The sequence below is a fragment of the Knoellia locipacati genome, assembly GCF_044791685.1.
GTDB classification, from domain to species: Bacteria; Actinomycetota; Actinomycetes; order Actinomycetales; family Dermatophilaceae; genus Knoellia; species Knoellia locipacati_A.
Genome location: NZ_CP087730.1, coordinates 587,124 through 613,325, shown reverse-complemented (window position 1 = coordinate 613,325; position 26,202 = coordinate 587,124). Strand labels below are relative to the sequence as shown.

The following is a 26,202-nucleotide window of genomic DNA, read 5'->3' as shown; positions in this document are numbered from 1 at the left end:
GAGGTCAGCGCACGCTGGCGACGGCTTCGTCGGTCTCGTCGTCTCCGGTGGCGCCCTTGACGCGCGGGCTGAGCGACCAGGCGAACCAGCCCAACGCGCCCAGTGGCACCTCCATGAGGTGGGTGAAGATCGAGAACAGGAAGACCCCGGCCGCGGCCCCGGCCGTGTCGGCCCCCCACCCGACCAGCGCCACCACCGTTGCCGACTCGGTGAGGCCGACTCCGCCGGGGGTAATCCCAACCGCGGTGATCAAGCGCCCGATCGCGAACGCCGCGAAGAGGATGCCGAGGGGCATGAACACCCCGACTGAGTTCATGATGAGGACGAACAACAGGTAGTAGAAGCCGAAGAATCCGACCATCCCCAAGGTCATCTTCAGCCAGCCGGTGCGCACGACGTCGTTGATGCGGTGGCGCATGTCGTGGACGAGCGCGTCGATGCTCATCGTGCGCTTGCGGCGGCGGAAGAGCGGCGCGAGCGCCCGGTCGAGGGTGCGCCCGATGGACTGGGCCGCCCGCTCACTGGCGAGGATCGCGACGAAGGCGCCGAACAGCGCCAACCCGGAGATCGTGGCTGCCAGCGCGGCGCTCGTGAGCGACCTCGGCAGCCCGTCGTTGCCCACCCACAGCATGACGATGGCGACGATGGGCAGGGCGATCCGGGCCAGCGTGTTCCAGACGCCGGTGACGATCGCGGATGTCGAGACGTCACGGTTCTTGAAGCCCCAGGAGCGCAGGATCGTGTAGGTCGCCGCGAGCCCGACCGCCCCGCCCCCGGGCAGGAGGTTGCTCACCGACGACCCGCAGATGTTGACGATGAAGGCGCGCCAGCTGCTCAGTCCGGGCAGTGACCCGGTGAAGGTGAGGGTGTAGCAGCCGAGCCCGACGAGGACGAGACCGAGGAACCCGCTGGCCTGCCACCACGAGACCGTCTGCACCTGCTCGAAGACCTCGCCCCACGTCGTCTTGGCGAACCGCGGGAAGCCCCACCCGAGCAGAGCCACGGCGAGCGCGAGCCCGGCCACGGCCCGCAGGACCTGCTTGGCACGCGTGCTCACGGGAGTCCTTCGAAGATGTCGGTGCGTATGCCGTCCGCAGCCTTCGCGTCCGGGTCGCGGAACCACTCGCGCCCGAAGACGAGGTCGTAGAGCGGGCGGGGGATGCGCAGGAACGCGGCGAGGGTGCGGTCGCCGCCCTGCGAGCCGTCGTTGGAGGCCTGGGAGGCGTGGGCGCGCATCGAGGCGCGCTTGGCGGCGATGTGGCGGCGGACGTCGACCCGGTGCGTGATGTCGGCGCGCGCGGTGAAGCTGCGCTCGAACGTCGTCGGGTCGAACTCGGCGGGGAAGCGGTAGACCTTGCTGACGAGCCGCACGGCCCGGGCGATGGTGTCGCGGGGCACGGTCGCCTCGAGCACCCGGGGCGACTGGGTGGTCGAGCGGGAGCGTGCGATCTCGGCGGCGCGCGCACCCACCTCGTGCACCCGCACGTGGTCGCGGTGGCCGTAGCCGCCCCGGGCGTCGTAGCTGAGCAGCACGTCGGCGCGCTCGGTGGTGAGGATCGCGGCCAGGCGCTCCGCGGCCTGCTCGACCGGGGCGCGGCAGAAGCGCACGCGGCCGGGAGGGTCCTCGGGGACGGGTCCGTCGTGCCCGGAGTCGGCGTAGCCCAACCACTCGACGTGGTCGACGCCGAGGGCCTCGGCGGAGCGTTGCGTCTCCGCCAACCGCACGCCGGCGAGGTCGCCTCCACCGTCCTCGCCGCCCCGGCGGAAGTCGTCCGAGGCGAGACCGAGCGCACCGTCGGTGGCGACGACGAGCACGACACGGTGCCCCGCGGCAGCGGCCTTGGCCATGGTGCCGGAGGTCAGGAGTGCCTCGTCGTCGGGGTGGGCGTGGAAGGCCACGAGCGTGCGCGTCATCGCGTCCATCCTGACGCATGGCAGGCTGGTCGCCCGTGAGGGTCGCCCTGTTGTCGGACTGCTACCTGCCGCGCCTCGGCGGGATCGAGGTCCAGGTGCACGACCTCGCGCACCGGCTCGCCGCCGCGGGGCACGAGGTCGAGGTCGTCACGGCCACGGCGGGCCAGACGCGTGAGCACACGATGTCGCCCGAGACCGCGCCGGGCTCCGGCCCACGTGGCTCCGGCACTGCAGCCGGCACTGCAGCCGGCACTGCAGCCGGCACTGCCGAGGCGCTTGCCGCGGGCAGCGTCACCGTGCACCGCCTGCCGTTGCCGGTCCCGGGCGCCCCTCCCGTCAACCCGTTCGTCAAGGACGAGGTGCGTGCCCTGCTCGGCTCCGGTCGCTTCGACGTGGCCCACGCCCACATGGGGGTGGTCAGCCCCTTCGCGACCGACATGGTGGGCGTCGCGCTCGACGCGGGGGTTCCCTCGGCGGTGACCTGGCACTGCGTCATCGACAGGAGCGCACCGGTGTTCCGGCTGCTCGGTCACGCCCGGCGCTGGCAGGGCGCCGGCGTCGCCCTCTCGGCGGTGTCGTCGATGGCTGCCGCGCGCGTGGGCCGCATCGCGCCCGGGGCCGACGTGCACGTGCTGGGGAACGGCATCGACGTCGAGCACTGGCGACCCCCGGTGGAGCTCGGTACCGAGCGCGCCGACGACGGCGCGGTCCGGGTCGTCAGCGCCCTGCGCTTCGTGCTCCGCAAGCGTCCCGGGGCCCTCGTCGACGTCCTGCGCACCGCCCGTGAACGACTCGACGAGGTCGCTCCCGAGGTCCGTCTCGAGGCCCACCTCGTCGGCGACGGACCCCAGCGCCGGTTGGTCAGGGCTCGACTCGACCGGAACGGCATGGACTGGGTCCACACGCCGGGGCGGGTGACCCGGGACGAGCTGCGCGACCTGCACTGGCGCAGCGACGCCTACCTCACGACGGCCCGGCTCGAAGCCTTCGGCATCGCGGCGCTCGAGGCCCGCACGGCTGGCCTGGCAGTGCTGGCTCGCAGGGGCACCGGGCTGGACGACTTCGTCGTGGACGGGCGTGACGGCATACTCCGGTCCTCCGACGACGACCTCGCGACGGGACTCGCAGAGCTCGCCGCGCGCCCCGAGGAGCTGGCGCGCCTCCGGGCGCACAACCTCGCCACCCCGCCGGAGCAGTCGTGGGAGAGCGTGGTCGAGGCGACGCTCGACGAGTACGCCCGCGCACGACGGCTGCACGGGAGCGCGCCGTGATCTCGGTCGTCGCGGTGCTCGAAGGGCGCGTGGTCGAGCAGTTCGAGCTCGGGCACGGGCACGACCCGGCCACGGAGCTCGCCGCGCGTGGCTGGCTGGGGCAGCCGGTCTCGGCCGTCCGCAGCTCACCGCACGACCTCGCGATCACGTATGCCGTGGCAGCGCGCGTCCGGCGACGCGGCGAGACGCCACCCGGGGCGCCGGCCGCCGGGGTCGAGCAGGACCACGGCCTGTCCGAGGCCGAGGTCGCCGCCGCCGTTCCCTACCAGCGCATTGCGGCGTATGCCGTCGTCCGCAGCGTTCGCGGAGTCCTCATGACCCAGCTCTCCGAGCGCACCAACGCCGCCGGCTTGTGGAACCTGCCCGGAGGCGGCCTGGACCACGGTGAGGAGCCGCTCGACGCCGTCGTGCGCGAGGTCCACGAGGAGACCGGTCAACGGGTGGCGGACGTCAGGCTGCTCACGGTGATGACACGCCACTGGGTGGGGCGGGCGCCGAGCGGACGGGTGGAGAACTTCCACGCCGTGCGGCTCTTCCACACCGCGGCCTGCGCCGAGCCGACCGACCCCGTCGTGCTCGATGTGGGCGGCTCGACCTCGGACGCTCGCTGGGTGCCGGAGACCGAGCTCGCGAGCCTGCCGCTCGCGAGCTCGGTCCCCGACGCACTCGCCGTTGCCGGCGAGCTCGCGTGAGTCATCGGCCCCTGAACCGCTGACCACGCAGACCCGCCAGTCCGAGGACGACGAGCAGGACTCCGGCGCCGACGACGGCGACGGGTCCGACGACATTCCAGGCGACGTCGAGGTCGGTGGCCTGCGCCACGAGCACCGCGATGACGGTGAGCAGGCCGAGGAGGCCGACGACGGAGGTCGTCGGCGCGGGGCCTGACTTGAACTCGGGCACCGCGGTCTGGCCCTGGTAGGCCTGGCCCTGGTAGGCCTGTGCCTGGTAGGGCGAGGACGCGGCCGGGGCCCAGCGCGTCGCGGGGGCGGGCCGTTCGGCCGGGCCCTCGGCAGCCCGGTCACCGGGGGTCTCGTCGGGGCGGTCGTCCGGGTGGTCGACGCCGCGCTCGGCAGAGCTCTCGTCCGTGGTCTCGCTCGGTCGGCGGGTGGTGTCGTCCGACTCGTCGAGGAGCGTCTCGATGCGGGTGGTGTCGTCGTGCTGGCTCATCGCTCAGCCCTCCTGGATGGTGATCTGGCCGACGGTGATGTCGGCGCGGACGATGACGGTGGGGTTGCCGGTGCCGAGGTCGAGGCTCAGCGTCTCGCCGGGCCCGTCGTTGCCGCCGTCGTCCCGGTCCGAGATGCCCTCGGGCAGGTTGCCGACGACGCGCACCTCGCCGAACTCGACACTGGCGCGGATCCGGGCGTCGACCCCCGCCGGGACGATGATCGTCATCTCGCCGGCGCCCTGCTCGATGTCGAGGTCCTGCGGGGCGACGGGGAGGCCGGGCGGAGGAGTGGGGCCGGGTCCGGCGCTGGGGGTGGGCGCTGCGAGCGACGCGAAGAGCGGACGCAGGTCGACCGTCGTGCGACCGACACTGTGGTCGAAGTGCTGGGTCGTCGTCGCGGCCGCCGGCGTCCAGATGCGGATGCCGCGGTCGCCCTCCCACGAGGACTCGACGATGCCGGCACCGCCGACGCCGAGTCCGAGCACGGTGACGAGCGCGGCCGACAGCAGGCTGCGACGTCCGGTGAGCCCGATGACCAGGGTGGCGAGTGAGGCCGCTCCGAGGGCGAGGACGCCACCGAGGAGCTCCTCGGATCCGGGGAAGCCCACCGGGCCGTCGAGCATGAGGCCGGCGCCGTAGCCGACGGCGGCGAGGCCGAGGACGAGGGCGAACCCGGCGAAGCCGGCGGTGCGCCGACGCGGACGCGGCGGGGGCGGCGGGGCGAGGGGGAGGTGGGCACGCGGGGGCACGGGAGGCGCCGGAGGTGGCTGCCAGCCGGGAGCGTCGGGCGGTGCCATGGCTCCGGTTACCCGCGCCGGTGCTCCACCAGCGGCGGCTTCAGCGGTCGGTGCGGCGGCAGCGGCCGGTGAGCTCGCGGCATACGGGCTGGTGACGTACGGGTTCGGGGTCTGGGGGCCGGCGGCGTACGGGCCGGCGGACGGAGCGACCCCGGCGGGGGGCGGCGGAGCTGTGGGAGCTGCGGCCGACGTCCAGTTCGACCCGGACTGCCTGCCCTGCTCGTGCCTCCAGAACAGCCACCCCACGATCGCGATCGGGATGACACCCCAGCCGATGAGGAAGCCGTTGTCGCCGAAGACGATGGCGGCGATGACGAGCACGGCGATGACCGAGAGGATGATCGCGCCGCTGGCGTCGCCACCGCCGTCCCGGTTGAGGGCGTCCCGGGCCATGATGCGGCCGCTCTCGTCCGGCATGAGCAGCCAGGCCACGAGGTAGGCGACGATGCCGAACCCACCGAAGAGGGTGAGCGCGATGAAGGCGGCACGGATGAGGACCGGGTCCACGTCCACGCGGCGGGCGATGCCGGAGCAGACGCCGGCGAACCACTGACGGGAGCGGTCGCGGCGGAGCCCGGTGGAGAGGATGTCGTCCCAGAACTTGTTGCCCTGTGGGCGGTCCTGGGGGCCGGCGCCGGTCTGCGCCTGGTGCGGTGTCTGCGTCATGTCACCAACAGTGGCCGACCGGGCGGGCTCCTGCCATGAGGGTCGACCCTGACGACCCCCTGAAGGGACCCCCACGACACCCCTGCGACGGCCACGACCACGCCCATCGTGCGTCAGGATGGGGGTGTGCCCACACCGTACGAGCGCGTCGCGCAGCCCGCGGAGGTCCCAGCCCCAGGACGACCGCCGCTGACGCGACCCCTCTCGGGGCGCTGGATCGGGGGTGTGTGCGCCGGGATCGCCGACCACCTCGACGTCAGCCTCCGGTGGGTGCACGTGTGCTTCGTCGTCCTGGCGGTGCTCGGCCCGGGCATCCCGATCTACCTCTTCCTCTGGGCGGTCACCCCGTCGAGCGACACCGGCGGCACGCGACGCGACCCCGGTGCGCTCCGGGCGGTCTCGGGTCTCGGCGAGTCGCGGTGGGGGTTGTTCGTCGCCGCGGGCGGACTGCTCGTCCTCGTCGGCGCCGTCGTGGGGCTGCAGCTGGCCGGGGTGGACGTCCGCGCGGGCGTGCTCCTCCCGCTGCTCCTCATCGCCGGCGGCGTCACCGTCGCGTGGTCCCACCTCGACGACGCCGAGCGCACCAAGTGGCTCGGCACCCAGCACCAGGACCGCGGCATGCTCTGGCTGCGCCTCGGGCTCGGCACCCTCGTCGCAGTGATCGGCATCCTCGTCCTGACGATCCGCGGCGGGTCCCTCGCCGCGATGGGCGACGCGCTGCTGGCCACGCTGGCCGTGCTGGTCGGGGCGGTCCTGATCGCCGCGCCGTGGGTCGTCCGGCTGTGGCGCGACTACCGTGAGGAGCAGGAGGTCGCCGCCCGCGCCAACGAGCGCGCCGACATCGCCGCCCACCTCCACGACTCGGTCCTCCAGACCCTGGCGCTCATCCAGCGTCGCTCGCACGACCCCGCCTCGGTGACCCAGCTCGCCCGCGCCCAGGAGCGCGAGCTGCGCTCGTGGCTGTATGCCGGCCCGGCCGGTTCCGACGAGACGCTCGCCTCGACCGTCACGGCCGCCGCGCATGACGTCGAGGACCACAGTGGCGTCGTCATCGACCTCGTCGTCACCGGCGACCGGCCGCTCGAGGAGCACGGCACCGCCCTGGCGCGCGCCATGCGCGAGGCGATGCTCAACGCGACGCGGCACGGGAAGCCGCCGGTGACGGCATACGTCGAGATCGGGCCGACCGGGGTGGAGGCGTTCGTGCGCGACCGGGGCGAGGGGTTCGAGCTGGACGACATCCCGGAGGACCGCCTGGGCGTGCGGGCCTCGATCCTCGGCAGGATGGAACGGCACGGCGGCACCGCCCGGGTCCGTCGCCGTGAGGACGGCACCGAGGTGGAGCTCACGCTGCCGCCTCTCGAAGGAGACGAGTAGATGTCCACGCAGCAGAACCAGCCCAGGGGTCCGGTCCGGATCGTCCTCGTCGACGACCACCGCATGTTCCGCACCGGCGTCCGCAGCGAGCTGGCCGAGGAGGCCGGCGCTGCCATCGAGATCGTCGGTGAGGCGCCCGACGTCGAGGCGGCGGTCAAGGTCATCCGCGAGACGCGGCCCGACGTCGTCCTGCTCGACGTCCACCTGCCCGGCGGCACCGGCAAGGGTGGCGCCGACGTCATCAACGGCTGCTACGGCGTCGAGTCCGAGGCGGGGGCGCCGGTGCGGTTCCTCGCCCTGTCGGTCTCGGACGCGGCCGAGGACGTCATCGCGGTCATCCGCGCCGGCGCTCGCGGCTACGTCACCAAGACGATCACGGCGCGCGACCTCGGCACCGCCGTCCGGCGGGTGGCCGACGGCGACGCGGTGTTCTCTCCCCGGTTGGCGGGCTTCGTCCTCGACGCGTTCGGCGCGGCGGCGGGCGAGATCGCGGAGGTCGACGAGGAGCTCGACCGGCTGTCGGCGCGTGAGCGCGAGGTCATGCGGCTCATCGCCCGCGGCTACCAGTACAAGGAGGTCGCCAAGGAGCTCTTCATCTCGGTGAAGACGGTCGAGACCCACGTGTCCTCGGTGCTGCGCAAGCTCCAGCTCTCGTCCCGGCACGAGCTCACGGCCTGGGCGATGGGGCGGCGTCTCGTCTGACCCGGGCGGGTGGATAGCCTCCCGGCATGGATCTCCTCAAGACCGTGTTCGTCGTGCTGCACCTGCTCGGCCTGCTCGCGATCATCGGCAGCGTCGTCGTCCGGCGCGGCGTGCCCACTCCGGCGCTCGTCTGGGGTGCCCGGGCGCAGATCGTCACGGGCTTGGTCCTCGTCGGCCTCAACGAGGCGGGTGACGGCGACGTCAACCACACCAAGGTCGGCGTCAAGCTGCTCGTCGCCCTCGCCGTCGCCGCGTGTGCCGAGATCGCTGCGGGACGTGAGCGCCGCGGTCAGGGGAACCCGAACCTCGTCCACGCCGCCGGCGCGCTCGCCGTCGTCAACACCCTCGTCGCCGTCCTCTGGAACTGAGGGCTTGGCGCCGCACCACCTGACACTTTTCGACCAATAGGTCACGAAGTGTCGCGACACTTTTCGACCAATTGGTCACGAAGTGTCGTGGTCAGGGGATGAGGACGAGCTTGCCCTGGGTGCGTCGTCCCTCGAGATCGGCGTATGCCGTCCGCGCGTCCTCGAGCGGGTAGCGCCCACCGATCGTCACCTGCACGTCGCCTGACTCGATCCACTCGAAGAGCTCGGTCGAGCGGGCCCGCAGCTCGTCCGGGGTGGCGATGTAGGCCCCGAGGCTGGGGCGGGTGACGAACAGCGAGCCCATCTTGTTGAGGCGCTGGAGGTCGAACGGCGGGACCTGGCCGCTCGCGCCGCCGTAGAGGACCATGAGCCCGCGTGGGCGCAGTGAGGCGAGCGAGGCCTCGAAGGTGTCCTTGCCGACGCCGTCGTAGACCACGTCGACACCGACGCCGTCCGTGAGCTCACGGACAGCCGCAGCGATGTCGTCGACCTCGCTGTAGTTGATGAGGTCGTCGGCCCCGCGCTCGCGAGCGGTCTCGAGCTTCTCGGCGGACCCGGCGGTGGCGATGACCCGGCCGCCGCGCATCTTGACCATCTGGGTGAGCAGCTGGCCGACGCCGCCGGCCGCGGCGTGGACGAGGGCCACGGTGCCCTGCTGGACGGCATACGTGCTCGTCGAGAGGTAGTGCGCAGTCAAGCCCTGGAGCATCGAGGCCGCCGCGGTCTCGAGGTCGACGCCCGGCGGGACGTGCACGAGGTTCTTGGTGTCGACGGGGGCGTAGGCCTGCGACGAGCCGAGGCCCTGGCCCCACGCGACCCGGTCACCGACGACGAAGTCGCTCACACCGTCGCCGACCTGGACGACCTCGCCGGCACCCTCGCTGCCGGAGACGAACGGCGTCGGGATCGGGTAGACGCCCTCGCGCTGGTAGACGTCGATGAAGTTGACGCCGGCAGCGGCGACCCGGACGAGCACCTGGTCGAGACCGGGTGCGGGCAGGGGCTGGTCGCGCACCTGGAGGACCTTGCCACCGCCGTTGCGGGTCACGACGAGAGCGGGGGCGGACTCGGGCAGCGAGGAACCAGAGGTCATCGCCTCAGGCTAGCGACGTGGCTCAGGCCGGGTGCAGGTGGACCTCGGTGGCCTTGACAGCGAGGACGACCGCCGCGCCCCGACGCAGTCCGAGCTCGGCGACCGCGGGTGGGGTGATGTCGGCGCTGAGGAGGTCGGTGCGGACCCGGACGAGCTGACCGTGCGGCTCGAGGTCGGTCACTGTCGCGCGCAGGCTGTTGCGCGGGCTGCCGTGGGGCGCCTCGAGGTGGACGCTCACGGCCGAGGGGGAGACGACGGCCGCGGCCGGGGCGCCCTCCACGAGCGGCGACTCGGCGATGCCGTGCAGGAGGCGACCGTCCGGCATACGGAGGTCGCCGTTGCTCGCGACCCCGCGCACGAGGTTGAGCCCGGCGAATCGCGCGCCGAAGTCGCTCGTCGGCCGGCTGAGGACGCGGCTTGTCTCACCCTCCTCGACGACCCGTCCGGCGTGCATCACGGCGACGCGGTCGGCGAGGAGGGCGGCGTCGAGGACGTCGTGCGTCACGACGAGGGTGGTCCGGTCGTGGGTCACGCGCCGGAGCAGGTCGCGCACGTCCGGGGCGGCCTCGACGTCGAGCGCGGCGAGCGGCTCGTCGACGAGCAGCACCGCCGGCTCGGTGGCGAGGGCTCGGGCGATGGCGACCTTCTGCGCCTGGCCGCCGGAGAGCTCGCGCGGACGACGATGCCCGTATGCCGTCATGCCCACCTCCTCGAGCCAGTGCGCCGCGCGCTCGGTGGCTGCTGTTCTGGTTGCACCCGCCGCACGGGGGCCGAAGGCGACGTTGTCGAGCGCGGTGAGGTGGGGGAAGAGGCGGGCGTCCTGGGCGAGGAGGGCGATGCCGCGTCGGTGGGGCGCCACCCAGGTCCGGGTCGAGTGGTCGAAGAGGAGGCGCTCGCCGAGCCTGATGGTGCCGTCGTCCGGGCGCAGCAGGCCGGCGGTGGCGGCGAGCACCGTGGACTTGCCGGCGCCGTTGGGGCCGAGGAGGGCCACGGTCTCGCCGGCGGCGAGGGTGAGGTCGACGGCGACGTCGCGGTCGCCCACGGTGATGGCGACGTGCAGTGGCTGGGCTCCGCGCGTCGTGTCGGGTCCTGCGCTCACGACAGGCCACCGGTGAGCGTGTCCCGTCGGGCGCGGGTGAGGCCGATGACGAGGACGGCGACGGCGACGAGGACGAGGGAGAGCGCGACGGCGGCGCGCGGGTCGCCCTCGCGTTGGAGGTAGATCTCGAGGGGGAGCGTGCGCGTCGTGCCCTGGAGGCTGCCCGCGAAGGTGATGGTCGCGCCGAACTCACCGAGGCACCGGGCGAACGCGAGGATCGTGCCGGAGACGAGGCCGGGCAGGGCCAGGGGAAGGGTGACCCGTCGGAACACCGCCGTCGGGCCGGCGCCGAGCGTGGCGGCGACGTCCTCGTAGCGCGTGCCGGCGGTGCGGAGCGCACCTTCGAGGCTGAGGACGAGGAACGGCATGGCCACGAAGGTCTGCGCGAGGACCACAGCCGTGGTCGAGAACGCGACCTGCACGCCGAGGACGTCGAGGGTGGAGCCGAGCAGGCCGCGGCGGCCGAACGCCTGGAGCAGCGCGATGCCGCCGACGACCGGCGGGATGACGAGGGGGACGAGCACGAGGGAGCGGAGAAGTGTGGCGCCCGTGCCGGTGGTCCGGGCGAGGACGACGGCCAGGGGGATGCCGAGGAGCACGCACAGCACCGTGCTCGTGGCGCCGGTGCGCAGGCTGAGCAGGAGGGCGTCGGTGGAGGCGTCCGAGGTGATGAGCGACCCGAAGCTGCCCCAGTCGACGGTCAGCGCCATCGCGACGATCGGCAGCGCCACGAACAGGGTGCCCAGGGCGGCCGGGACGAGCAGCCACCGCGGGACGAGGGCGGGGATCACGGCGGCTGGAAGCCTGCGTCGGCGAGGATCTCGAGCCCCGCGCTGCTCGTCACGACGCCGACGAACTCGTCGGCGAGGGGGGCATCGGCTGCCTCGCGGAGGGTGGCGATCGGGTAGCGGTTGAGGGCCGCGGCCGCCTCGGGGAGGTCGATGCCGGTGACGTCGGCGCCCGCGCCGATGACGTCCGTGACGTAGACGAGCCCCGCATCGGCCTCTCCCGAGCGGACCTTGCCGAGGACGTCGGTGACCGACTGCTCCTCGCTCACCGGTGTGAGGTCGATGCCGGCTGCCTCCTCGACGGCGGCGCTCGCGGCTCCGCAGGGAACCGCGGGTGCGCACAGGACGACCTTGGTGCCGGGCCTGGTGAGGTCCGCGAGGGACGCGACGCGGGCCGGGTTGTCGGCCGGGACGACGATCTGGAGCGTGTTGGAGACGAAGGGCTTCGGGTCGCCCTCGACGAGGCTGTCGGCGACGGCCTTGGCCATCGTCGGCTCGTTGGCCGTGGCGAGGACGTCGGCCGGGGCGCCTTCGGAGAGCTGGGCGACGAGGCCCGACGACCCGCCGAAGCTGAAACGCACGGTCACGCCAGGGTGGGAGTCCTCGAAGACCTCGCCGATCTCCTCGAACGACGGCTGGAGCGAGGCCGCGGCGAACACCGTGAGCGTCCGTTCATGCGTCGGCTGTGGGTCGGCGTCGGACCCCTCCGGGGAGCCCTGGGTGGTGGCGCAGCCGGCCACGAGGAGGAGGGCGGCGACAGGGGCGGCCGAGCGGACGGCATACCTCGTCGTCATGGGGTCTCGACGATCACGGACGTCGACTTCACCACGGCGACCGCGACGGAGCCGGGTTCGAGGCCGAGCTCGCGGACGGCCTCGGTCGACATCAGTGACACGACGCGGAAGGGTCCGCACTGCAGCTCGACCTGCGCCATGACGGTGTCCATGGTGATGTGGGTGACGAGGCCGACGAACCTGTTGCGGGCCGAGCGTCCGACCGTCGAGGGGTCGGCGACGGTGCGCGCCTGCTCGCGGGCGAGGAGCGCGACGGCGTGGCCGTCGACGACCTTGCGGCCGGCGTCGTCGGAGTGGGCGTCGAGGGCTCCGCTGTCGACCCAGCGTCGGACGGTGTCGTCACTGACGCCGAGGAACATCGCGGCTTCGGACAGGCGCATTTGCGGCATAGACGCGATCCTAGCGCCGCATCTGCGGCGTCGGTGCCTCAGTCGCGCAGGCCGGTGAGGACACGGTCGAGCATGGCCGGGGTCAGGCGGCCGGTGTAGGTGTTGTGCGGGCTCACGTGGTAGCAGCCGACGAGGCGCACCGGGTGTCCGGTCGGTGTGTGGAGGGTGGTTTCGGCGGCGTGGCCGAAGCGCGGGCGGGGCCTCGGGACGTCCCAGCCGAGGGCGGTGGTGGCGGCCAGGACGCCCCGCCAGCCGATGTCGCCGAGGGTCATGATGACGCGCAACCGGTCGCCGAGGAGCTCGAGGTCACGGCCGAGCCAGGTCGCGCACGTCGCGCGCTCGGTCGGCGTGGGAGCGTTCGCCGGGGGAGCGCAGCGCACTGCCGCGACGATCCGTATGCCGTGCAGCGCGAGCCCGTCTCCCGCCGCGACCGAGGTGGCCTGGTTGGCATAGCCGGTGCGGTGCAGGGCGGCATAGAGGAAGTCGCCGGAGGCGTCCCCGGTGAACATCCGGCCAGTGCGGTTGGTGCCGTTCGCCGCGGGAGCCAGGCCGACGATGAGGGTGTCGGCGGACGGGTCGCCGAACGACGGGCCGGGTCTGCCCCAGTAGGGCTGGTCGGCGAACGAGGCCCGACGATCCTGTCTCGCAACGGTTTCGCGCCAGTCGACGAGGCGCGGGCAGGCGCGGCAGACCGAGACGCGCGCGTCCACGTCGGCGAGGGTGTTGGCTGCGGCCGCCAGGGTCGCGACGTCGCCGGCGGTGCGGGCGACGGGGGTCGAGGCGGTGGCCGGGTCGGCGGGCCACCCCGTGCCGGGTGGCACGGGGGAGAGGAAGAGGTCGTGCGTGATGGGGTGCGGGTCCGGGCCGACGCGGGTCACGCCGTCGTCCGGGCTCGTCGTGATGCGCGGGGTCGTGGCGCCCGGGGGTGTGGCATCCGGGGTCATGGCTTCGAGTCGTCGTCCTCGGGCTCGGGTGGGACGTCGGCTCCCTCGCGTTCGTCGCGGTCCGCCCACTCGAGCAGCGCGGTGATGTCGAAGACGGCATCGTCGATCGCGGCGTGGAGGTCGCCGATCTCCGCGAACCGCTTCGGCACGGTGGCGATGGTGCACTCCTGCGGCTCGACGTCGTCGATCTCGTCCCACCGGATCGGGGTCGACACGGTGCCGGTCGGGTTGCCGCGCACCGAGTACGCGCTCGCGATCGTGTGGTCGCGCGCGTTCTGGTTGTAGTCGACGAACACGGCTGTGGGGTCGCGGTCCTTGCGCCACCACGTCGTCGTCACGTCGTCAGGAGCGCGCCGCTCCACCTCGCGGGCGAAGGCGAGGGCGGCTCGGCGCACCTCCTTGAACCCGTGGTCCGGGCGGATGCGCACATAGACGTGGAGGCCGTGGCCGCCGCTGGTCTTGGGCCAGCCCGTGGCGCCAAGCTCGTCGAGCACCTCGTGGGCGACGTGGGCGACGCGCCGGACCCGGTCGAACGGCGCGTCCGGCATCGGGTCGAGGTCGATCCGCCACTCGTCCGGCTTCTCGGTGTCGGCACGGCGGCTGTTCCACGGGTGGAACTCGACCGTGCTCATCTGCACCGCCCAGATGACGTGGGCGAGGTCGGTCGGGCAGAGCTCGTCGGCGTGCAGCCCGTACCTCGGGAAGTGCAGTCGCACGGTCTCGAGCCACGGGGGAGCGCCGCGGGGCACGCGCTTCTGGTGGACCTTGTTGCCGTCGACGCCGTCGGGGAAGCGGTGCAGCATCGTCGGTCGCTCGCGCAGCGCGTTGACGATCCCGTCGCCGACCGAGATGTAGTAGTTGGCGAGGTCGAGCTTGGTCTCGCCACGTTCGGAGAAGTACACCCGCTCCGGGCTGGACAGCTTGATCTCGTGGCCGGCGACGTCGAGGTACACCGGTTCGCCGAACTCACCCTTGCGAGAGGCCATGCACGACACCGTATGCCGTCCGCCCCGACATCCGTCCTGGTTCCGGCGGCGCGTTCCGCACGTCCGGTCAGATGGAGGCCGCTCATGAGGCACCGGCTCAGAAGGGGATGGTCTCGGACGCCGGCGACGGTGGTGGTGGGGGTCGGTGCGGGAGGTCGAGGACGACGAGGGTGTGGCGTCCGGTGTCGCGGTGGCGGGTGCGGCCGGTGTGGTGGTCGGTGCGGGGTGGTGGTCCGGAGAGGAGCTGGCCGCGGGCGTTCCAGACGGTGGGGCGGGTGCGCCGGGGTGGGACGGCGTGCTGCTCGAGGAGGTCGTGGAGCTCGTCCTCGAACGTGGTGGGCAGCTCGAGGTCGTGGGCCGCCGACGGCGCCGACTCGGCGGCGCGGCTGGTGCCGGGGGTCGTTGGTGGGAGCTCGTCGTTGTCAGGGCAGGCCGGGGTGGCGAGGTGGAGGTGGTCGACGGGCCAGGTGGTGTGGGCGCGCCCGGTGGGGTCGTGCCAGGTGACGCGGGCGTCGGGGTGCAGTCGCAGGGTCCAGCCGGGGCGTTGCTTGATGCGGTGGTGGCGCCGGCAGAGGGCGATGAGGTTGGTGGGTGCTGTGGGTCCGGTCGGCCAGGGTCGGACGTGGTCGAGGTCGCACTGGCGGGCGGGGGTGGCGCAGCCGGGGAAGCGGCAGGACCCGTCGCGGAGGCGGACGAGGCGGGCCATCTCTGCGGGGACGCGGTACGTCGGCGTCGGGTCCTCGGCGCGAGGTCGGGGCCGGGAGCGGCGGGTCCGTCCGGACGCGAGGGCTTCGGGGACGTCCCCGGCGAGGATCGCCCCGGTGTCGGGGTCGCAGGTCAGCTCCCGCTCTGCGTTCGTGGAGCTGGTGTCGGCGCCGTCGAGCCACGCGCGGGGCACGAACGTCGTCCCGGGCGCCCCGAGCCCACCAACCTCGACCAGCCCACTCTCACGATGCTCATTCCGGCAGGCCCGCTCAGGTCCGGCTGTGCCCGCGGAGGTGGCGGGTGACTCTGCATGAGCCGACTGCGGGGAGGCGGCGTGGCCGGCGGCCGTGTGGTCATCCTCGCCCGTCGCGTCAGCGGCGGGAGCAGCGTCCTTCTGGGCATCAGTGGTGGTGTCGGCGGCGCGGGTGGTGTGGACGACGACGCGCACGTCGCAGTGCTCGAGGATGAGCTCCATCATCGCGTCCGCGCGAGCCTTCTCCAGCGTGTCGGCGTGCCCGCCGCGCACGAGCTCGCGGGCGCGTTCGGTGACCGCGGCCCACGCAACCCGGGACTGCTCGACCCGGAAGTCGCCGCGCCAGTGGTCGGTGCCGTGCACCCCCAGCCGGCGGGTCAGCCCGCGCCGCTCCCGCTCGTCCTCGGCGTGCGCCGCGACCGCCTCCGGGTCGACCTGCGCCGCGGTGCGCGCCAGCAGCCGCCGCAACGGGCCGGTCGTCAACCCGCGCCACCGGTCCGCGACCAGGGCCACGACCTTGCCCGCGGACTCGGGGGAGAGGAACTCGGTCTCCTCGGTCACCACCGCCGCCCGCTGCTCATCGAGCACACCCACAGCCATCGCGTCGACCACCGCCGGGGTCCGGGTCATCTGGTCGATCGCCGCCGTCACCCTCCTGGTGGCGACGTGCACCGACACCCCCAGCCGGGGCGCGGCCAGCTCCGGTGCGTCCAGCCGCTGGTGCCCCAGCCCGTGGTGCACCTCCACCGTTGTGCCGTCCTCCTGCAGGTGCGGCTCACGCGCCGACAGGTGCGCCAACGCCACTGCTTGCCGCGCTGAGGCGGCGTCCTTCTCCCGCTGCGCCTCCTCGATGACGTCGAGCAGCTCGTCGGAGGTGAGGTCCGCAGCACACTCCCGCAGCACGGCATACCGGCCCTCAAGGGTGGCAGTCGCTGCGCCGTGGCTTCCATACCTCGAATTCTACTCGAACTCACGTTCGAAAAGAAGCAATCCACAGGGTCAATATCGCTGTGACACAGCGAAACTCGAGGCTCAGCGAGGGTCTTGCGATACCGCCTTCGTCGGAGCTCCCGCAGCGGTCGCGATCGCCGCAGCGAGCTCCGCCGGCTTGGACCACATGGGCCAGTGACCCGTCGGCAGGTCGACAAGCTCCAAGCTGCGGAACTCCGTGATCCCGCGCAGGAACGGGACGCCCTGCTCGGCGTAGGCCCGGTAGTCCGAGGCGGAGAACGCCGTGCAGATGACGGTGCCGGGCACATCGAGGCGAGCGTCGTTGCGGAGGTTGACGGGTTCGCGGACCGTCGCGCCCGGCTGCGGGACGGCGCGGTCGCGGAAGGTCTGCAGCTGCTCCTCGGTCAGGTCGCGCATCGACCCCTCCTCGAGCTCGGAGTCGTAGACGGCCGAGAGCGGGAGGCTGTCGCCGTCGAGCTCGGTGTTCATCGCGTGGCCGTCCGAGACGGGGGCGGTGTCGACGTAGACGACGTGGTCCACGAGCCCAGGATCCCGGTCGAGCACGACGGTCCCCGGCACTGCCGCCCCGCTGTGCACCACGAGGACGCGGCGCTCCGCGTGGGTGTCGAAGGCCTCGACGATGGCGTCGGCCTGGTCGTCGACCGTCGCCGTGGCGTCCGGCGACCCCTCCGAGAGTCCGGGAAGGGTCAGGGCCACGACGTCGAAACCCTCGTCACGCAGCCGAGGCGCCACCTCGTCCCACGCCCACGCGCCGAGCCAGAATCCGGGAACCAGGACGATCTGTGTGGTCATGTCCACACCCTGCCACCGGGCACCGACGGCGGCCCTCGGCAGAACGCGTTGCTGTCCGCTCGCCCGCGCGCCCCGGACCGGTGGACGAGGCGGGCGATGTGGGCGGCACGACGTAGGGTTGGACGCGAGATGAGCACCCTTTTCGACGGCATGGACTTCGGCCAGCCCGACTCCGCCAAGCACCCCGGCACGACCCCCTCGACCGACCCCGCCACCCACGACAGTGCGCACGCCGCGCTGGTCAACGAGGCTGGCGTCCCGTCGTGGGCGGTCGTCGACGGTGAGGGCGGTCCGGGGGCCGCTGACGCCTCCACCGTCCCTGCGTGGGGAGCCCGCACCCAGGATCCCGACGCCCTCCTCGAAGGGCTCAACGAGGAGCAGCGCGAGGCCGTCCTGCACGCCGGCAGCCCCCTGCTCATCATCGCCGGCGCCGGCTCGGGCAAGACCCGCGTGCTGACCCACCGCATCGCCTACCTGCTCGCGGCCCGTGGCATCCAGCCCGGCCAGGTGCTTGCCATCACGTTCACCAACAAGGCCGCGGCCGAGATGCGCGAGCGGGTCGCCGACCTCGTCGGGCCCCGGGCCAAGGCGATGTGGGTCATGACGTTCCACAGCGCGTGCGTGCGGATCCTTCGCCGTGAGGCCGACAAGGTCGGGATGAAGTCGACCTTCTCGATCTACGACGCCGCCGACAGCCAGCGCCTCATGTCGATGGTCATCCGCGACATGGACCTCGACCCCAAGCGCTACAACCCCCGCACGTTCAGCCACCAGGTCTCCAACCTCAAGAACGAGCTCATCGACGAGGAGACGTATGCCGCCCGCGTGGGCTCGGAGCCCAGCGCCGAGAACCCCGGTGGCACCCACACCGAACGGCTTCTCGCGGAGGCCTACACGGCATACCAACGTCGTCTGCGGCAGGCGAACGCGCTCGACTTCGACGACATCATCATGCTCACGGTCCACATGTTCCAGGCCTTCCCGGACGTCGCGGAGCACTACCGGCGCCGGTTCCGCCACGTCATGGTCGACGAGTACCAGGACACCAACCACGCGCAGTACCAGCTGATCCGTGAGCTCGTCGGTCACGGTGGGGCCCGCGCCGAGCACGCGGTCGAGCCGAGCGAGCTCGTCGTCGTCGGTGACGCGGACCAGTCGATCTATGCGTTCCGGGGTGCGACGATCCGCAACATCGTCGAGTTCGAGGAGGACTACCCCGACGCACGGACGATCCTGCTCGAGCGCAACTACCGCTCGACCCAGACGATCCTCACGGCGGCCAACGCGGTCATCGCGCGCAACGAGTCGCGCCGCAAGAAGAACCTCTGGACCGACTCCGGCTCGGGTGCGCCGATCGTCGGCTACGTCGGCGACAACGAGCACGACGAGGCGTCCTTCGTCGCGCGCAGCATCGACAAGCTCGGCGATGAGCACGGCACCAAGCCCGGCGACGTCGCGGTGTTCTACCGCACCAACGCGCAGTCGCGTGCCCTCGAGGAGGTCTTCGTCCGGGTCGGCCTGCCCTACAAGGTCGTGGGCGGCACCCGGTTCTACGAGCGGCGCGAGGTCAAGGACGCGCTGGCCTATCTGCGCGTGCTGTCCAACCCCGCCGACACCGTCAACCTCCGACGCATCCTCAACGTGCCCAAGCGTGGCATCGGTGACCGTGCCGAGGCCGTCGTGGCGGCCCTCGCCGAGCGCGAGCGCATCCCGTTCGTCGCCGCCCTCGGCCGCCCCGAGGACGCGCCGGGCATCGCCACCCGTTCCGTCAGCGCGATCAAGGCGTTCACCGCCCTGCTCGAGGACCTCGGCAAGGTCCGCGACGACGACGAGGCCGGCGTGGCCGACCTGCTCGAGGCCATCGTCGAGAAGTCCGGCTACCTCGCCGAGCTCCGCGCCAGCCACGACCCGCAGGACGAGACCCGCATCGAGAACCTCGCCGAGCTCGTCGCCGTGGCCCGCGAGTTCGACGAGGCACGGGCCGAGACCGGCGAGGTCAACAGCCTCGAGGACTTCCTCGAGCGCGTCTCACTCGTCGCCGACGCCGACGAGATCCCCGACTCGGCCGAGGCCGAGGAGCAGGGCGTCGTCACCCTCATGACCCTCCACACCGCCAAGGGCCTCGAGTTCCCGGTGGTCTTCCTCACCGGTATGGAGGACGGCACGTTCCCGCACCTGCGCTCCCTCGGTGACCCCAAGGAGCTCGAGGAGGAGCGGCGCCTCGCCTACGTCGGCATCACGCGTGCGCGCGAGCGGCTCCACCTGTCGCGGGCAGCCGTGCGGTCGGCGTGGGGTGCGCCCCAGTACAACCCGCCGAGCCGGTTCCTCGACGAGATCCCCACCGAGCTCCTCAGCTGGGAGCGCGAGCTGAGCGGCGCCGCGGCGATCGGCCACCGCGGCCAGCGCCCCGCCGTCGCCTCGCTCGCGGCGCGACCCGGCGTGCGCTCACCGGGCAACCGCCCGATCATCCCGCTCTCGGCGGGGGACAAGGTCACCCACGACGCCTTCGGCCTCGGCACGGTCGTGCGCACGATGGGCGAGGGCGACAAGACCCAGGCCGAGGTCGACTTCGGCGGCGACACCGGGGTCAAGCGCTTCCTCCTGCGCTTCGCGCCGCTCGAGAAGCTCTGACGGCAGGGGCCGACGGACGACGCCGATCACGCTGGCCCGGACGGGCCCGAGACAACGCCGAAGGGCGGCACCCACCATGGGTGCCGCCCTTCGGCGTTGCCGTTCGCGAGCCTCAGCTCACTGCAGGCCCTTCTCCGCGAGCCACGGAGCCGGGTTGACCGGGCCGGAGCCCTCCGGGTGGATCTCGAGGTGCAGGTGCGGGCCGGTGGAGCGGCCGGTGTTGCCGGTGCGACCGACGATGTCACCGGGCATGACCGTCTCGCCGACGTGCGCCGAGAAGCTGTCCATGTGGGCGTACCAGGACTCCGTGCCCTCCCAGTACTTGATGCGCACGAGGTTGCCCATGTTGCCGTGACGCCCGACGAAGACGACGGTGCCCTTGGACATGGCGCGAAGCGGCGTGCCGATCGAGGTGCCGAAGTCGTTGCCCCAGTGCATGCGTCCCCAACGCATGCCGTAGCCCGACGTGAACTGTGCACCGGCGATGGGGCTGACCCAGCGCTTGCCCTCGCGCTCGGCCTTGGCCTGCGCGGCGGCCAGAGCGGCGGCCTTCGCCTTGGCCGCAGCGGCGACGCGCGCATTGTTGCGGGCGACGCGCTTCTGCTCGGTCGCGCGGCCCTGGAGTGCGGCGGTCTGGATCGCGATCTGCTGGCGGCGCGACGAGAGGTCGGCCTGCTCGGCGACCTCGGTGGCGGCCTGGTCGCGTGCCGTCTGCGCCTGGGCAGCGGTCAGGTCCAGGGTCAGCGGAGCGGACTCGGCAACGGATGCACCGGTCGCCGTGACGACCAGGGCCGCGGCAGCGGCGCTGGGCAACACGAAGCCCGGGTGCAGGGCGCGGGGGACTCGACTTGTCGCAGGTTTGCGATGCCGGCCACGGTGGCGCCCCTCGTAGGGGTGACTCAAGGCAGGGGTACCTCACGTGCAGGGGACACGGGAGGTACCACCGTACCGTGACCTCACCGTTATCCAAACCCGTCTGTGGAAGAAAGCGGATCGCCCCATGAGGATGGCGGACGTTTACCTGCTCTCACCTCGGTGTTCGCGTCACGGTGTGACGCGCGTCACGTCGACGACGATGCCGTATGCCGTCCGCGCGCCTCGCGCCGGGAGCGCCAGGAGCCCGCATCCTCGCCCCGCCCGCGAGGGGCGAGCGGGGTCACGCCGGGCGTCAGCGTGGCGCCCTCCGGGTCGAGCTCGGCCAGTGCCGTCGAGATGCCGTGCACGACGTCGCCGACGATGGCGAGCGAGATGTGCCCGACCCCGTGGAGGCGGATGTTGCGCACGGAGAGGTCGTGGTGGCGCAGGGCGCCGCTGCCCTGCGGGACGATGACGAGGTCGCTGTCGGACCAGTAGCAGATGAAGCGCGTCGAGCAGCCGGGTGCGGGCTCGTCGAGCTCGCGGATGAGGCCGCTGCCCGGGCGCATCTGCCCGATGAGCCGGGTCGGGGCGGCGTACGCGGCATACGTGCCCTGGTGCGGCGTCCCGAGCGTCACGAGGGTGTGCACGCGCTCGTCGCCCCCCAGCCGGGTCACGTAGTAGCGGGCGATGAGACCGCCGAGGCTGTGGCCGACGATGTGGATCTTCTCGTAGCCGGTCTCCTGGACGATCGCCTCGATCTCCTCGCCGAGCTGGGCCGCAGCGGTGCGGACGTCGGCGGTGAACGGCGAGTAGTTCATCGAGTAGATCGAGCCGAACCCGCGACGCGTCAGTCCGCGACGCAGCAGCGTGAAGATCGAGCGGTTGTCGATGAGACCGTGCACGAGCAGGATCGGCGTGCCGGCCGCCTCGACGTTGGAGATGAGCAGGCCGCGCTGCACCGGAGCGAGGTGCTCGATGCGGTAGCCACGTCCACCCTCGACCCGCTCCTGGAAGATCCCGAGGGGGTAGGTCGCGAGGTGCGTCGTCATCCACGCGCCCTCGATCGCCATCCCCACCATGGCCCGGGGAGTGAGCAGCGGGCCCAGCCCGCGGGCGGCGGCGGCCGCGGTGTCGAGCGCACGCCGGGCACGGCCCATCGCTGTCGGCTGCTGCTCAGCGGGGTGCATCCACATCGAGGCATCCATGATCGTTCAACCGTATACGCGCATCGGTGGCCGGAGCCTTGTCGTGAGAATCACGTCTGCCGACGTGTCCGGATCGAGACCCGCGGACGATGGCCCCTTCGCTGCGGCGCTAGGCTCGGCCCGAACGAACCAGTGGTCACCCAATGACACGTGAGGACGGGAACGAATCCGTGGACCTTTTCGAGTACCAGGCACGCGATGTGTTCGAGAAGCACGGTGTACCCGTGCTGGCAGGCGCAGTCGCCACCACCCCCGAGGAGGCCCGTGCGGCCGCCGAGACGATCGGAGCCAGGAGTGGCGGCGTCACCGTCGTCAAGGCGCAGGTCAAGACGGGCGGGCGCGGCAAGGCCGGCGGCGTCAAGGTGGCCAAGTCGGCTGAGGAGGCCGAGCAGCGCGCCGGCGAGATCCTCGGCATGGACATCAAGGGCCACACCGTCCACCAGGTGATGATCGCCCAGGGCGCGCAGATCGCGGAGGAGTACTACTTCTCCGTCCTGCTCGACCGGACCAACCGCACCTACCTTGCGATGTGCAGCAAGGAGGGCGGCATGGACATCGAGCAGCTCGCCGTCGAGCGCCCCGAAGCCCTCGCGCGCATCGCGGTCGACCCCAATGTCGGCATCGACACCGCCAAGGCCCAGGAGATCGTCGACGAGGCAGGCTTCGACGCCGAGACCGGCGCCAAGATCGTGCCCGTCCTCGAGAAGCTCTGGCTCGTCTACCGCGACGAGGACGCGACGCTGGTCGAGGTCAACCCGCTCGTCAAGACCACCGACGGCGACATCGTCGCTCTCGACGGCAAGGTGACGATCGACGAGAACGCCGAGTTCCGCCAGCCCGAGCACGAGGCCCTCGAGGACAAGGCGGCCGCCGACCCGCTCGAGGCCAAGGCCAAGGCCAAGGGCCTCAACTACGTCAAGCTCGACGGCCAGGTCGGCATCATCGGCAACGGCGCCGGGCTCGTCATGAGCACGCTCGACGTCGTCGCCTACGCCGGTGAGAAGCACGGCGTGAAGCCCGCCAACTTCCTCGACATCGGTGGCGGCGCCAACGCGCAGGTCATGGCCGACGGCCTCGACGTCATCCTCGGCGACGAGCAGGTCCGCGCGGTCTTCGTCAACGTCTTCGGTGGCATCACCGCGTGCGACGAGGTCGCCAACGGCATCAAGGGTGCGCTCGAGATCCTCGGCGACGCCGAGACCAAGCCCCTCGTCGTCCGTCTCGACGGCAACAACGTCGAAGCAGGCCGGGCGATCCTCGACGAGCTGAACCACCCGCTCGTCACCCTCGCCGACACGATGGACGGCGGCGCGGCCAAGGCCGCCGAGCTGGCCGCCAACTGACCGCCCGGCTGACGAACTTCAAGGAAGCGCACACACATGTCTATCTACCTCAACGCTGACAGCAAGATCATCGTCCAGGGCATGACCGGCGGCATGGGCTCCAAGCACACCGCCCTCATGCTCGACGCCGGCGCCAACATCGTGGGTGGGGTCAACGCCCGCAAGGCCGGCACCACCGCCGAGATCGGCGGCAAGGAGCTCCCCGTCTACGGCTCGGTCAAGGAGGCCATGGAGGCCACCGGCGCCAACGTGTCCGTCGCCTTCGTCCCGCCGCCCTTCGCCAAGGACGCCGCCATCGAGGCGATCGACGCCGAGATCCCGCTCCTCGTCGTCATCACCGAGGGCATCCCGGTCAAGGACACCGCCGAGTTCTTCAACTACTCGATCGGCAAGAAGACCCGGATCATCGGCCCCAACTGCCCCGGCATCATCACGCCGGAGGAGTCGCTCGCCGGCATCACGCCGCACACCATCGCCGGCAAGGGTCCGGTCGGGCTCGTCTCCAAGTCGGGCACGCTGACCTACCAGATGATGTACGAGCTGCGTGACTACGGCTTCTCGACGGCCATCGGCATCGGCGGTGATCCCATCGTCGGCACGACGCACATCGACGCCCTCGAGGCGTTCGAGGCCGACCCCGAGACCAAGGCCATCGTCATGATCGGCGAGATCGGCGGCGACGCCGAGGAGCGCGCCGCGGACTACATCAAGGAGCACGTCACGAAGCCCGTCGTCGGCTACGTCGCCGGCTTCACCGCTCCCGAGGGCAAGACCATGGGCCACGCCGGCGCCATCGTCTCCGGCTCGTCGGGCACCGCCCAGGCCAAGAAGGAGGCCCTCGAGGCCGCCGGCGTCAAGGTCGGCAAGACGCCTTCCGAGACCGCCGAGCTCATGCACGAGATCCTCAAGGGCATGGGCCTGCAGCCCCGTTCCTGAGGCGTCCACGCACCGCGAGCGGGCGGCATACCGAGAAGTCTTCGGTATGCCGCCCGCTCGCGTCGGTCTGCCCCCTCCACTACCGCTGGCTCGCCGAGCATCCCGCTCCTCGGCGTGTGCGCCGCGGAGCGGATGGCGGTTCGGGGGACACTGGGCGCGATGACGGTCCTGGAGATGCTTCGTGGTGTGCGCCCCTCCGCCGACGCGGACGAAGCGGGCGGCGCTGCGTCGCAGGCCCCTTCGTGGCTGCCCGAACCGGTCCGGGACGTGCTCGTCGGCCTGGCCACCGGACTCCTCTCGCTCCTGGTCGTGGTCGTCCCCACCGCGCTGGGCTGGATGCTCGAGCCCCGGTCGGGTGGGTCGATGGCCGAGCCGATCGGCGCCGGGTCCTCCCTGTGGCTCCTCGTCCAGGGCGCGCACCTCGGGTCCGGCGCGACGAAGGTCGCGTTCGTCCCGCTCGTGCTCGGCGGGCTCGCGGTCTGGCTGGCCTCCCGCGGGGCGGGCCGGGCCTTGGAGGGCTCCGACGTCGACGACGAGTTCGCCGCCGACCTCCTGCCGCGCTCCGTCCTGGTCGTCGGTGGTCGCTGGTGGCTCGGGTATGCCGTCGCCGTCGGGATCGCGTCGGCCCTCACCCTCGCGGGTTCGTTGCCGCTGCGGTGGCCGAGCCTCGCGGTGCCGCTCCTCGTCGTGCCCGCCCTGGCCCTCGCGCTGGCGATCCGCCGGCTCGCTCGTGAGGCGGACGTGCTCGGGCCGAGGTTCGACGCCGTCGTCGTCCCCGACACGGTGCGGCGTGCATCCGGACCGGCACGGCGCGGCCTCGTGCTGCTTCTCGGACTCGCGACCGCCGTCGTGCTCACGGCGGTCGGGCTGCGCTGGGGCGCCGTGACGAGCCTCCAGGCCGAGGTCGGCGCCGGCTTCCTCGGTGGTCTGCTGCTCATCGGTGCCCAGCTCGCCGCGCTGCCCAACCTGGCGCTGTGGGTCGTGGGGCTCCTCGCAGGGCCGGGGTTCTCCGTCGTCGACGGGGCGCACACGTCCCTCGCCGGCTCCTCCACCGGGCTCATGCCTCTCGTCCCCGTCTTCGGCGCGATGCCCGAGCCCGGTGCCTACCCGTGGTTCGTCCGGCTCCTCGTGCTCGTCCCCGTGCTCGTCGGCGCCTACGTGGGCCGCCGCTCGCTGGCAGCCGTGGCCCGCCTGTCCTCACTGCGCACCAAGGCCTCGGTGGCGTCCGTGGCCTGTCTCCTCGTAGCGGCGACGATCGGGGCGTTCGATGCTCTCGGTGGCGGGTCGCTGGGCGCGTACCGCTTGGGTGACATGGGCACTCCCGCGCTCTGGACCACGCTCGTCGTCGCCGTGGAGCTCCTCGTCGGCGCGCTCGCCGTCGTCGCCTGGGACGCTTGGCGCCTGCGCCGCTGAGTGCGGCTCCCGCCACTCGCTAGGCTGCCCGACGTGACTCCACCCGCTGACGTCGTCGTCCTCGTGTCCGGGTCGGGCACGCTCCTCCAGGCGCTCATCGACGCGAGTCTCGACCCGGCATACGGCGTCCGGATCGTGGCGGTGGGAGCGGACCGGGAGGACATCGAGGGGCTGCGTCGCGCGGAGCGCGCCGGCATCGAGACGTTCGTGTGCCGGGTGCGCGACTTCCCGGACCGGGGTGCTTGGGACGAGGCGCTGGCTGCCGAGATCGCCTCTCGCTCACCGGACTTCGTCGTCACTGCCGGCTTCATGAAGATCCTCGGACCGGAGACGCTGCGCGACCGGACCATCCTCAACACGCACCCGGCCCTGCTCCCGAGCTTCCCCGGGGCGCACGCCGTGCGCGACGCGCTTGCCCACGGAGTCCGGGTCACGGGGACGACGGCGCACCTCGTCGACGCCGGCGTGGACACCGGCCCGATCCTGGCCCAACGGGCCGTCGAGGTGCGCGAGGACGACACCGAGGAGACCCTGCACGAGCGCATCAAGGTGCAGGAGCGCGAGCTGCTCGTCGACCTCGTCGGGCGGCTGGGCCGCGACGGGAGCACTCCGCCGGGCCGTTAGGATCGAGGGGACGACTGGCGCAGGTGGACCACCACCGGGGAGTCACATGGGATCGCATCGCCCGCCTGGGTGCACCCGCTGATTGACCTCCTGCCCTGCACCCCAGTTTGC

The 26,202-nt window shown here is 72.2% G+C and carries 25 protein-coding genes and 1 riboswitch; of the genes, 10 read left to right on the top strand and 15 right to left on the bottom strand.

The window, feature by feature from the left end:
* Nucleotides 1–4: 4 nt before the first annotated feature.
* Both LL946_RS02805 and LL946_RS02800 read right to left on the bottom strand, forming a co-directional pair.
* Nucleotides 5–1,057 (bottom strand): YbhN family protein, encoded by a 1,053-nt coding sequence (locus LL946_RS02805; RefSeq protein ID WP_404384572.1) that lies wholly within the window; start codon nt 1,055–1,057, stop codon nt 5–7.
* Entirely contained in the window at nt 1,054–1,923 is an 870-nt protein-coding gene (locus LL946_RS02800; protein ID WP_404384570.1) for a PIG-L deacetylase family protein, read from the bottom strand. The genes LL946_RS02805 and LL946_RS02800 overlap by 4 nt, the downstream gene beginning before the upstream one ends.
* Before the next feature lie 26 nt (nt 1,924–1,949).
* Between LL946_RS02800 and LL946_RS02795 the strand changes: the two genes are divergently transcribed.
* Nucleotides 1,950–3,185: a glycosyltransferase family 4 protein gene (locus LL946_RS02795; RefSeq protein ID WP_404384568.1), complete on the top strand. Its 1,236-nt coding sequence runs from the start codon at nt 1,950–1,952 to the stop codon at nt 3,183–3,185.
* On the top strand, nt 3,182–3,877 hold the full coding sequence (locus LL946_RS02790) for an NUDIX hydrolase (RefSeq protein ID WP_404384566.1): 696 nt from the start codon (nt 3,182–3,184) through the stop codon (nt 3,875–3,877). Before LL946_RS02795 ends, LL946_RS02790 begins: the two co-directional genes overlap by 4 nt.
* A 1-nt stretch (nt 3,878) precedes the next feature.
* On the opposite strand, the gene LL946_RS02785 is transcribed toward LL946_RS02790, so the two are convergent.
* Both LL946_RS02785 and LL946_RS02780 read right to left on the bottom strand, forming a co-directional pair.
* Nucleotides 3,879–4,355 (bottom strand): hypothetical protein, encoded by a 477-nt coding sequence (locus LL946_RS02785; RefSeq protein ID WP_404384564.1) that lies wholly within the window; start codon nt 4,353–4,355, stop codon nt 3,879–3,881.
* A 3-nt stretch (nt 4,356–4,358) separates the two neighbouring features.
* Nucleotides 4,359–5,819 (bottom strand): PspC domain-containing protein, encoded by a 1,461-nt coding sequence (locus LL946_RS02780; protein WP_404384562.1) that lies wholly within the window; start codon nt 5,817–5,819, stop codon nt 4,359–4,361.
* A gap of 126 nt (nt 5,820–5,945) precedes the next feature.
* Here LL946_RS02780 and LL946_RS02775 point away from each other — a divergent pair, with 126 nt between their 5' ends.
* From LL946_RS02775 to LL946_RS02765, 3 genes are read left to right on the top strand one after another with little or no spacing between them, the layout of a single operon-like run.
* Nucleotides 5,946–7,196, top strand: coding sequence for a PspC domain-containing protein (locus LL946_RS02775; RefSeq protein ID WP_404384560.1), 1,251 nt, complete (start codon nt 5,946–5,948; stop codon nt 7,194–7,196).
* A complete protein-coding gene (locus LL946_RS02770; RefSeq protein ID WP_404384558.1) occupies nt 7,197–7,898 on the top strand; it encodes a LuxR C-terminal-related transcriptional regulator in 702 nt (233 codons plus the stop codon). It begins immediately after the preceding gene.
* A gap of 26 nt (nt 7,899–7,924) precedes the next feature.
* Entirely contained in the window at nt 7,925–8,266 is a 342-nt protein-coding gene (locus LL946_RS02765; RefSeq protein WP_404384556.1) for a hypothetical protein, read from the top strand.
* Between the two features lie 91 nt (nt 8,267–8,357).
* Here the strand turns inward: LL946_RS02765 and LL946_RS02760 are convergent, their stop codons facing one another.
* The 9 genes from LL946_RS02760 to LL946_RS02720 all read right to left on the bottom strand — a co-directional run bounded on the left by LL946_RS02760 (nt 8,358) and on the right by LL946_RS02720 (nt 17,081).
* Nucleotides 8,358–9,359 (bottom strand): quinone oxidoreductase family protein, encoded by a 1,002-nt coding sequence (locus tag LL946_RS02760; protein WP_404384554.1) that lies wholly within the window; start codon nt 9,357–9,359, stop codon nt 8,358–8,360.
* A gap of 22 nt (nt 9,360–9,381) precedes the next feature.
* A complete protein-coding gene (locus LL946_RS02755; protein ID WP_404384552.1) occupies nt 9,382–10,458 on the bottom strand; it encodes a sulfate/molybdate ABC transporter ATP-binding protein in 1,077 nt (358 codons plus the stop codon).
* On the bottom strand, nt 10,455–11,249 hold the full coding sequence (locus tag LL946_RS02750; protein ID WP_404384550.1) for an ABC transporter permease: 795 nt from the start codon (nt 11,247–11,249) through the stop codon (nt 10,455–10,457). Before LL946_RS02750 ends, LL946_RS02755 begins: the two co-directional genes overlap by 4 nt.
* The gene (gene modA / locus LL946_RS02745; RefSeq protein WP_404384548.1) at nt 11,246–12,040 is read right to left on the bottom strand and encodes a molybdate ABC transporter substrate-binding protein; all 795 of its coding nucleotides are present in this window, start codon (nt 12,038–12,040) and stop codon (nt 11,246–11,248) included. The genes LL946_RS02750 and modA overlap by 4 nt, the downstream gene beginning before the upstream one ends.
* Complete coding sequence (locus LL946_RS02740) at nt 12,037–12,429, bottom strand: molybdopterin-binding protein (RefSeq protein WP_404384546.1); 393 nt, start codon at nt 12,427–12,429, stop codon at nt 12,037–12,039. Before LL946_RS02740 ends, modA begins: the two co-directional genes overlap by 4 nt.
* Nucleotides 12,430–12,467: 38 nt before the next feature.
* The gene (locus LL946_RS02735) at nt 12,468–13,373 is read right to left on the bottom strand and encodes a uracil-DNA glycosylase (protein ID WP_404384544.1); all 906 of its coding nucleotides are present in this window, start codon (nt 13,371–13,373) and stop codon (nt 12,468–12,470) included.
* A complete protein-coding gene (ligD, locus tag LL946_RS02730; RefSeq protein ID WP_404384542.1) occupies nt 13,370–14,359 on the bottom strand; it encodes a non-homologous end-joining DNA ligase in 990 nt (329 codons plus the stop codon). Before ligD ends, LL946_RS02735 begins: the two co-directional genes overlap by 4 nt.
* 97 nt (nt 14,360–14,456) lie before the next feature.
* The gene (locus LL946_RS02725; protein WP_404384540.1) at nt 14,457–16,220 is read right to left on the bottom strand and encodes an HNH endonuclease; all 1,764 of its coding nucleotides are present in this window, start codon (nt 16,218–16,220) and stop codon (nt 14,457–14,459) included.
* A 129-nt stretch (nt 16,221–16,349) separates the two neighbouring features.
* Entirely contained in the window at nt 16,350–17,081 is a 732-nt protein-coding gene (locus tag LL946_RS02720; protein WP_404384538.1) for an alpha/beta fold hydrolase, read from the bottom strand.
* 129 nt (nt 17,082–17,210) lie between these two features.
* Here LL946_RS02720 and pcrA point away from each other — a divergent pair, with 129 nt between their 5' ends.
* Entirely contained in the window at nt 17,211–19,712 is a 2,502-nt protein-coding gene (pcrA, locus tag LL946_RS02715; RefSeq protein ID WP_404384536.1) for a DNA helicase PcrA, read from the top strand.
* Nucleotides 19,713–19,829: 117 nt separating this feature from the next.
* On the opposite strand, the gene LL946_RS02710 is transcribed toward pcrA, so the two are convergent.
* Nucleotides 19,830–20,528: a M23 family metallopeptidase gene (locus tag LL946_RS02710; protein ID WP_404384534.1), complete on the bottom strand. Its 699-nt coding sequence runs from the start codon at nt 20,526–20,528 to the stop codon at nt 19,830–19,832.
* A gap of 245 nt (nt 20,529–20,773) precedes the next feature.
* Nucleotides 20,774–21,775 (bottom strand): esterase/lipase family protein, encoded by a 1,002-nt coding sequence (locus tag LL946_RS02705; RefSeq protein WP_404384532.1) that lies wholly within the window; start codon nt 21,773–21,775, stop codon nt 20,774–20,776.
* A gap of 170 nt (nt 21,776–21,945) precedes the next feature.
* Here LL946_RS02705 and sucC point away from each other — a divergent pair, with 170 nt between their 5' ends.
* The 4 genes from sucC (at nt 21,946) to purN (ending at nt 26,091) form a co-directional block, all read left to right on the top strand.
* The gene (gene sucC, locus LL946_RS02700) at nt 21,946–23,118 is read left to right on the top strand and encodes an ADP-forming succinate--CoA ligase subunit beta (RefSeq protein ID WP_404384530.1); all 1,173 of its coding nucleotides are present in this window, start codon (nt 21,946–21,948) and stop codon (nt 23,116–23,118) included.
* Between the two features lie 36 nt (nt 23,119–23,154).
* Nucleotides 23,155–24,054, top strand: coding sequence for a succinate--CoA ligase subunit alpha (sucD, locus tag LL946_RS02695; protein WP_404384528.1), 900 nt, complete (start codon nt 23,155–23,157; stop codon nt 24,052–24,054).
* Between the two features lie 159 nt (nt 24,055–24,213).
* Complete coding sequence (locus LL946_RS02690; RefSeq protein WP_404384526.1) at nt 24,214–25,467, top strand: DUF6350 family protein; 1,254 nt, start codon at nt 24,214–24,216, stop codon at nt 25,465–25,467.
* A 24-nt stretch (nt 25,468–25,491) separates the two neighbouring features.
* The gene (gene purN / locus LL946_RS02685; RefSeq protein ID WP_404386767.1) at nt 25,492–26,091 is read left to right on the top strand and encodes a phosphoribosylglycinamide formyltransferase; all 600 of its coding nucleotides are present in this window, start codon (nt 25,492–25,494) and stop codon (nt 26,089–26,091) included.
* Nucleotides 26,092–26,169, top strand: a riboswitch (ZMP/ZTP riboswitch).
* Nucleotides 26,170–26,202 lie beyond the last annotated feature (33 nt).

Bases quoted from the DNA above. Each gene is read 5' to 3' on its own strand.
- LL946_RS02800 (WP_404384570.1), bottom strand. From the start codon at position 1,923: ATGGACGCGATGACGCGCACGCTCGTGGCCTTCCACGCCCACCCCGAC.
- LL946_RS02785 (WP_404384564.1), bottom strand. From the start codon at position 4,355: ATGAGCCAGCACGACGACACCACCCGCATCGAGACGCTCCTCGACGAG.
- LL946_RS02780 (WP_404384562.1), bottom strand. From the start codon at position 5,819: ATGACGCAGACACCGCACCAGGCGCAGACCGGCGCCGGCCCCCAGGAC.
- LL946_RS02770 (WP_404384558.1), top strand. From the start codon at position 7,197: ATGTCCACGCAGCAGAACCAGCCCAGGGGTCCGGTCCGGATCGTCCTC.
- LL946_RS02765 (WP_404384556.1), top strand. From the start codon at position 7,925: ATGGATCTCCTCAAGACCGTGTTCGTCGTGCTGCACCTGCTCGGCCTG.
- LL946_RS02760 (WP_404384554.1), bottom strand. From the start codon at position 9,359: ATGACCTCTGGTTCCTCGCTGCCCGAGTCCGCCCCCGCTCTCGTCGTG.
- modA (WP_404384548.1), bottom strand. From the start codon at position 12,040: ATGACGACGAGGTATGCCGTCCGCTCGGCCGCCCCTGTCGCCGCCCTC.
- LL946_RS02740 (WP_404384546.1), bottom strand. From the start codon at position 12,429: ATGCCGCAAATGCGCCTGTCCGAAGCCGCGATGTTCCTCGGCGTCAGT.
- LL946_RS02735 (WP_404384544.1), bottom strand. From the start codon at position 13,373: ATGACCCCGGATGCCACACCCCCGGGCGCCACGACCCCGCGCATCACG.
- ligD (WP_404384542.1), bottom strand. From the start codon at position 14,359: ATGGCCTCTCGCAAGGGTGAGTTCGGCGAACCGGTGTACCTCGACGTC.
- LL946_RS02720 (WP_404384538.1), bottom strand. From the start codon at position 17,081: ATGACCACACAGATCGTCCTGGTTCCCGGATTCTGGCTCGGCGCGTGG.
- pcrA (WP_404384536.1), top strand. From the start codon at position 17,211: ATGAGCACCCTTTTCGACGGCATGGACTTCGGCCAGCCCGACTCCGCC.
- LL946_RS02705 (WP_404384532.1), bottom strand. From the start codon at position 21,775: ATGGATGCCTCGATGTGGATGCACCCCGCTGAGCAGCAGCCGACAGCG.
- sucD (WP_404384528.1), top strand. From the start codon at position 23,155: ATGTCTATCTACCTCAACGCTGACAGCAAGATCATCGTCCAGGGCATG.
- LL946_RS02690 (WP_404384526.1), top strand. From the start codon at position 24,214: ATGACGGTCCTGGAGATGCTTCGTGGTGTGCGCCCCTCCGCCGACGCG.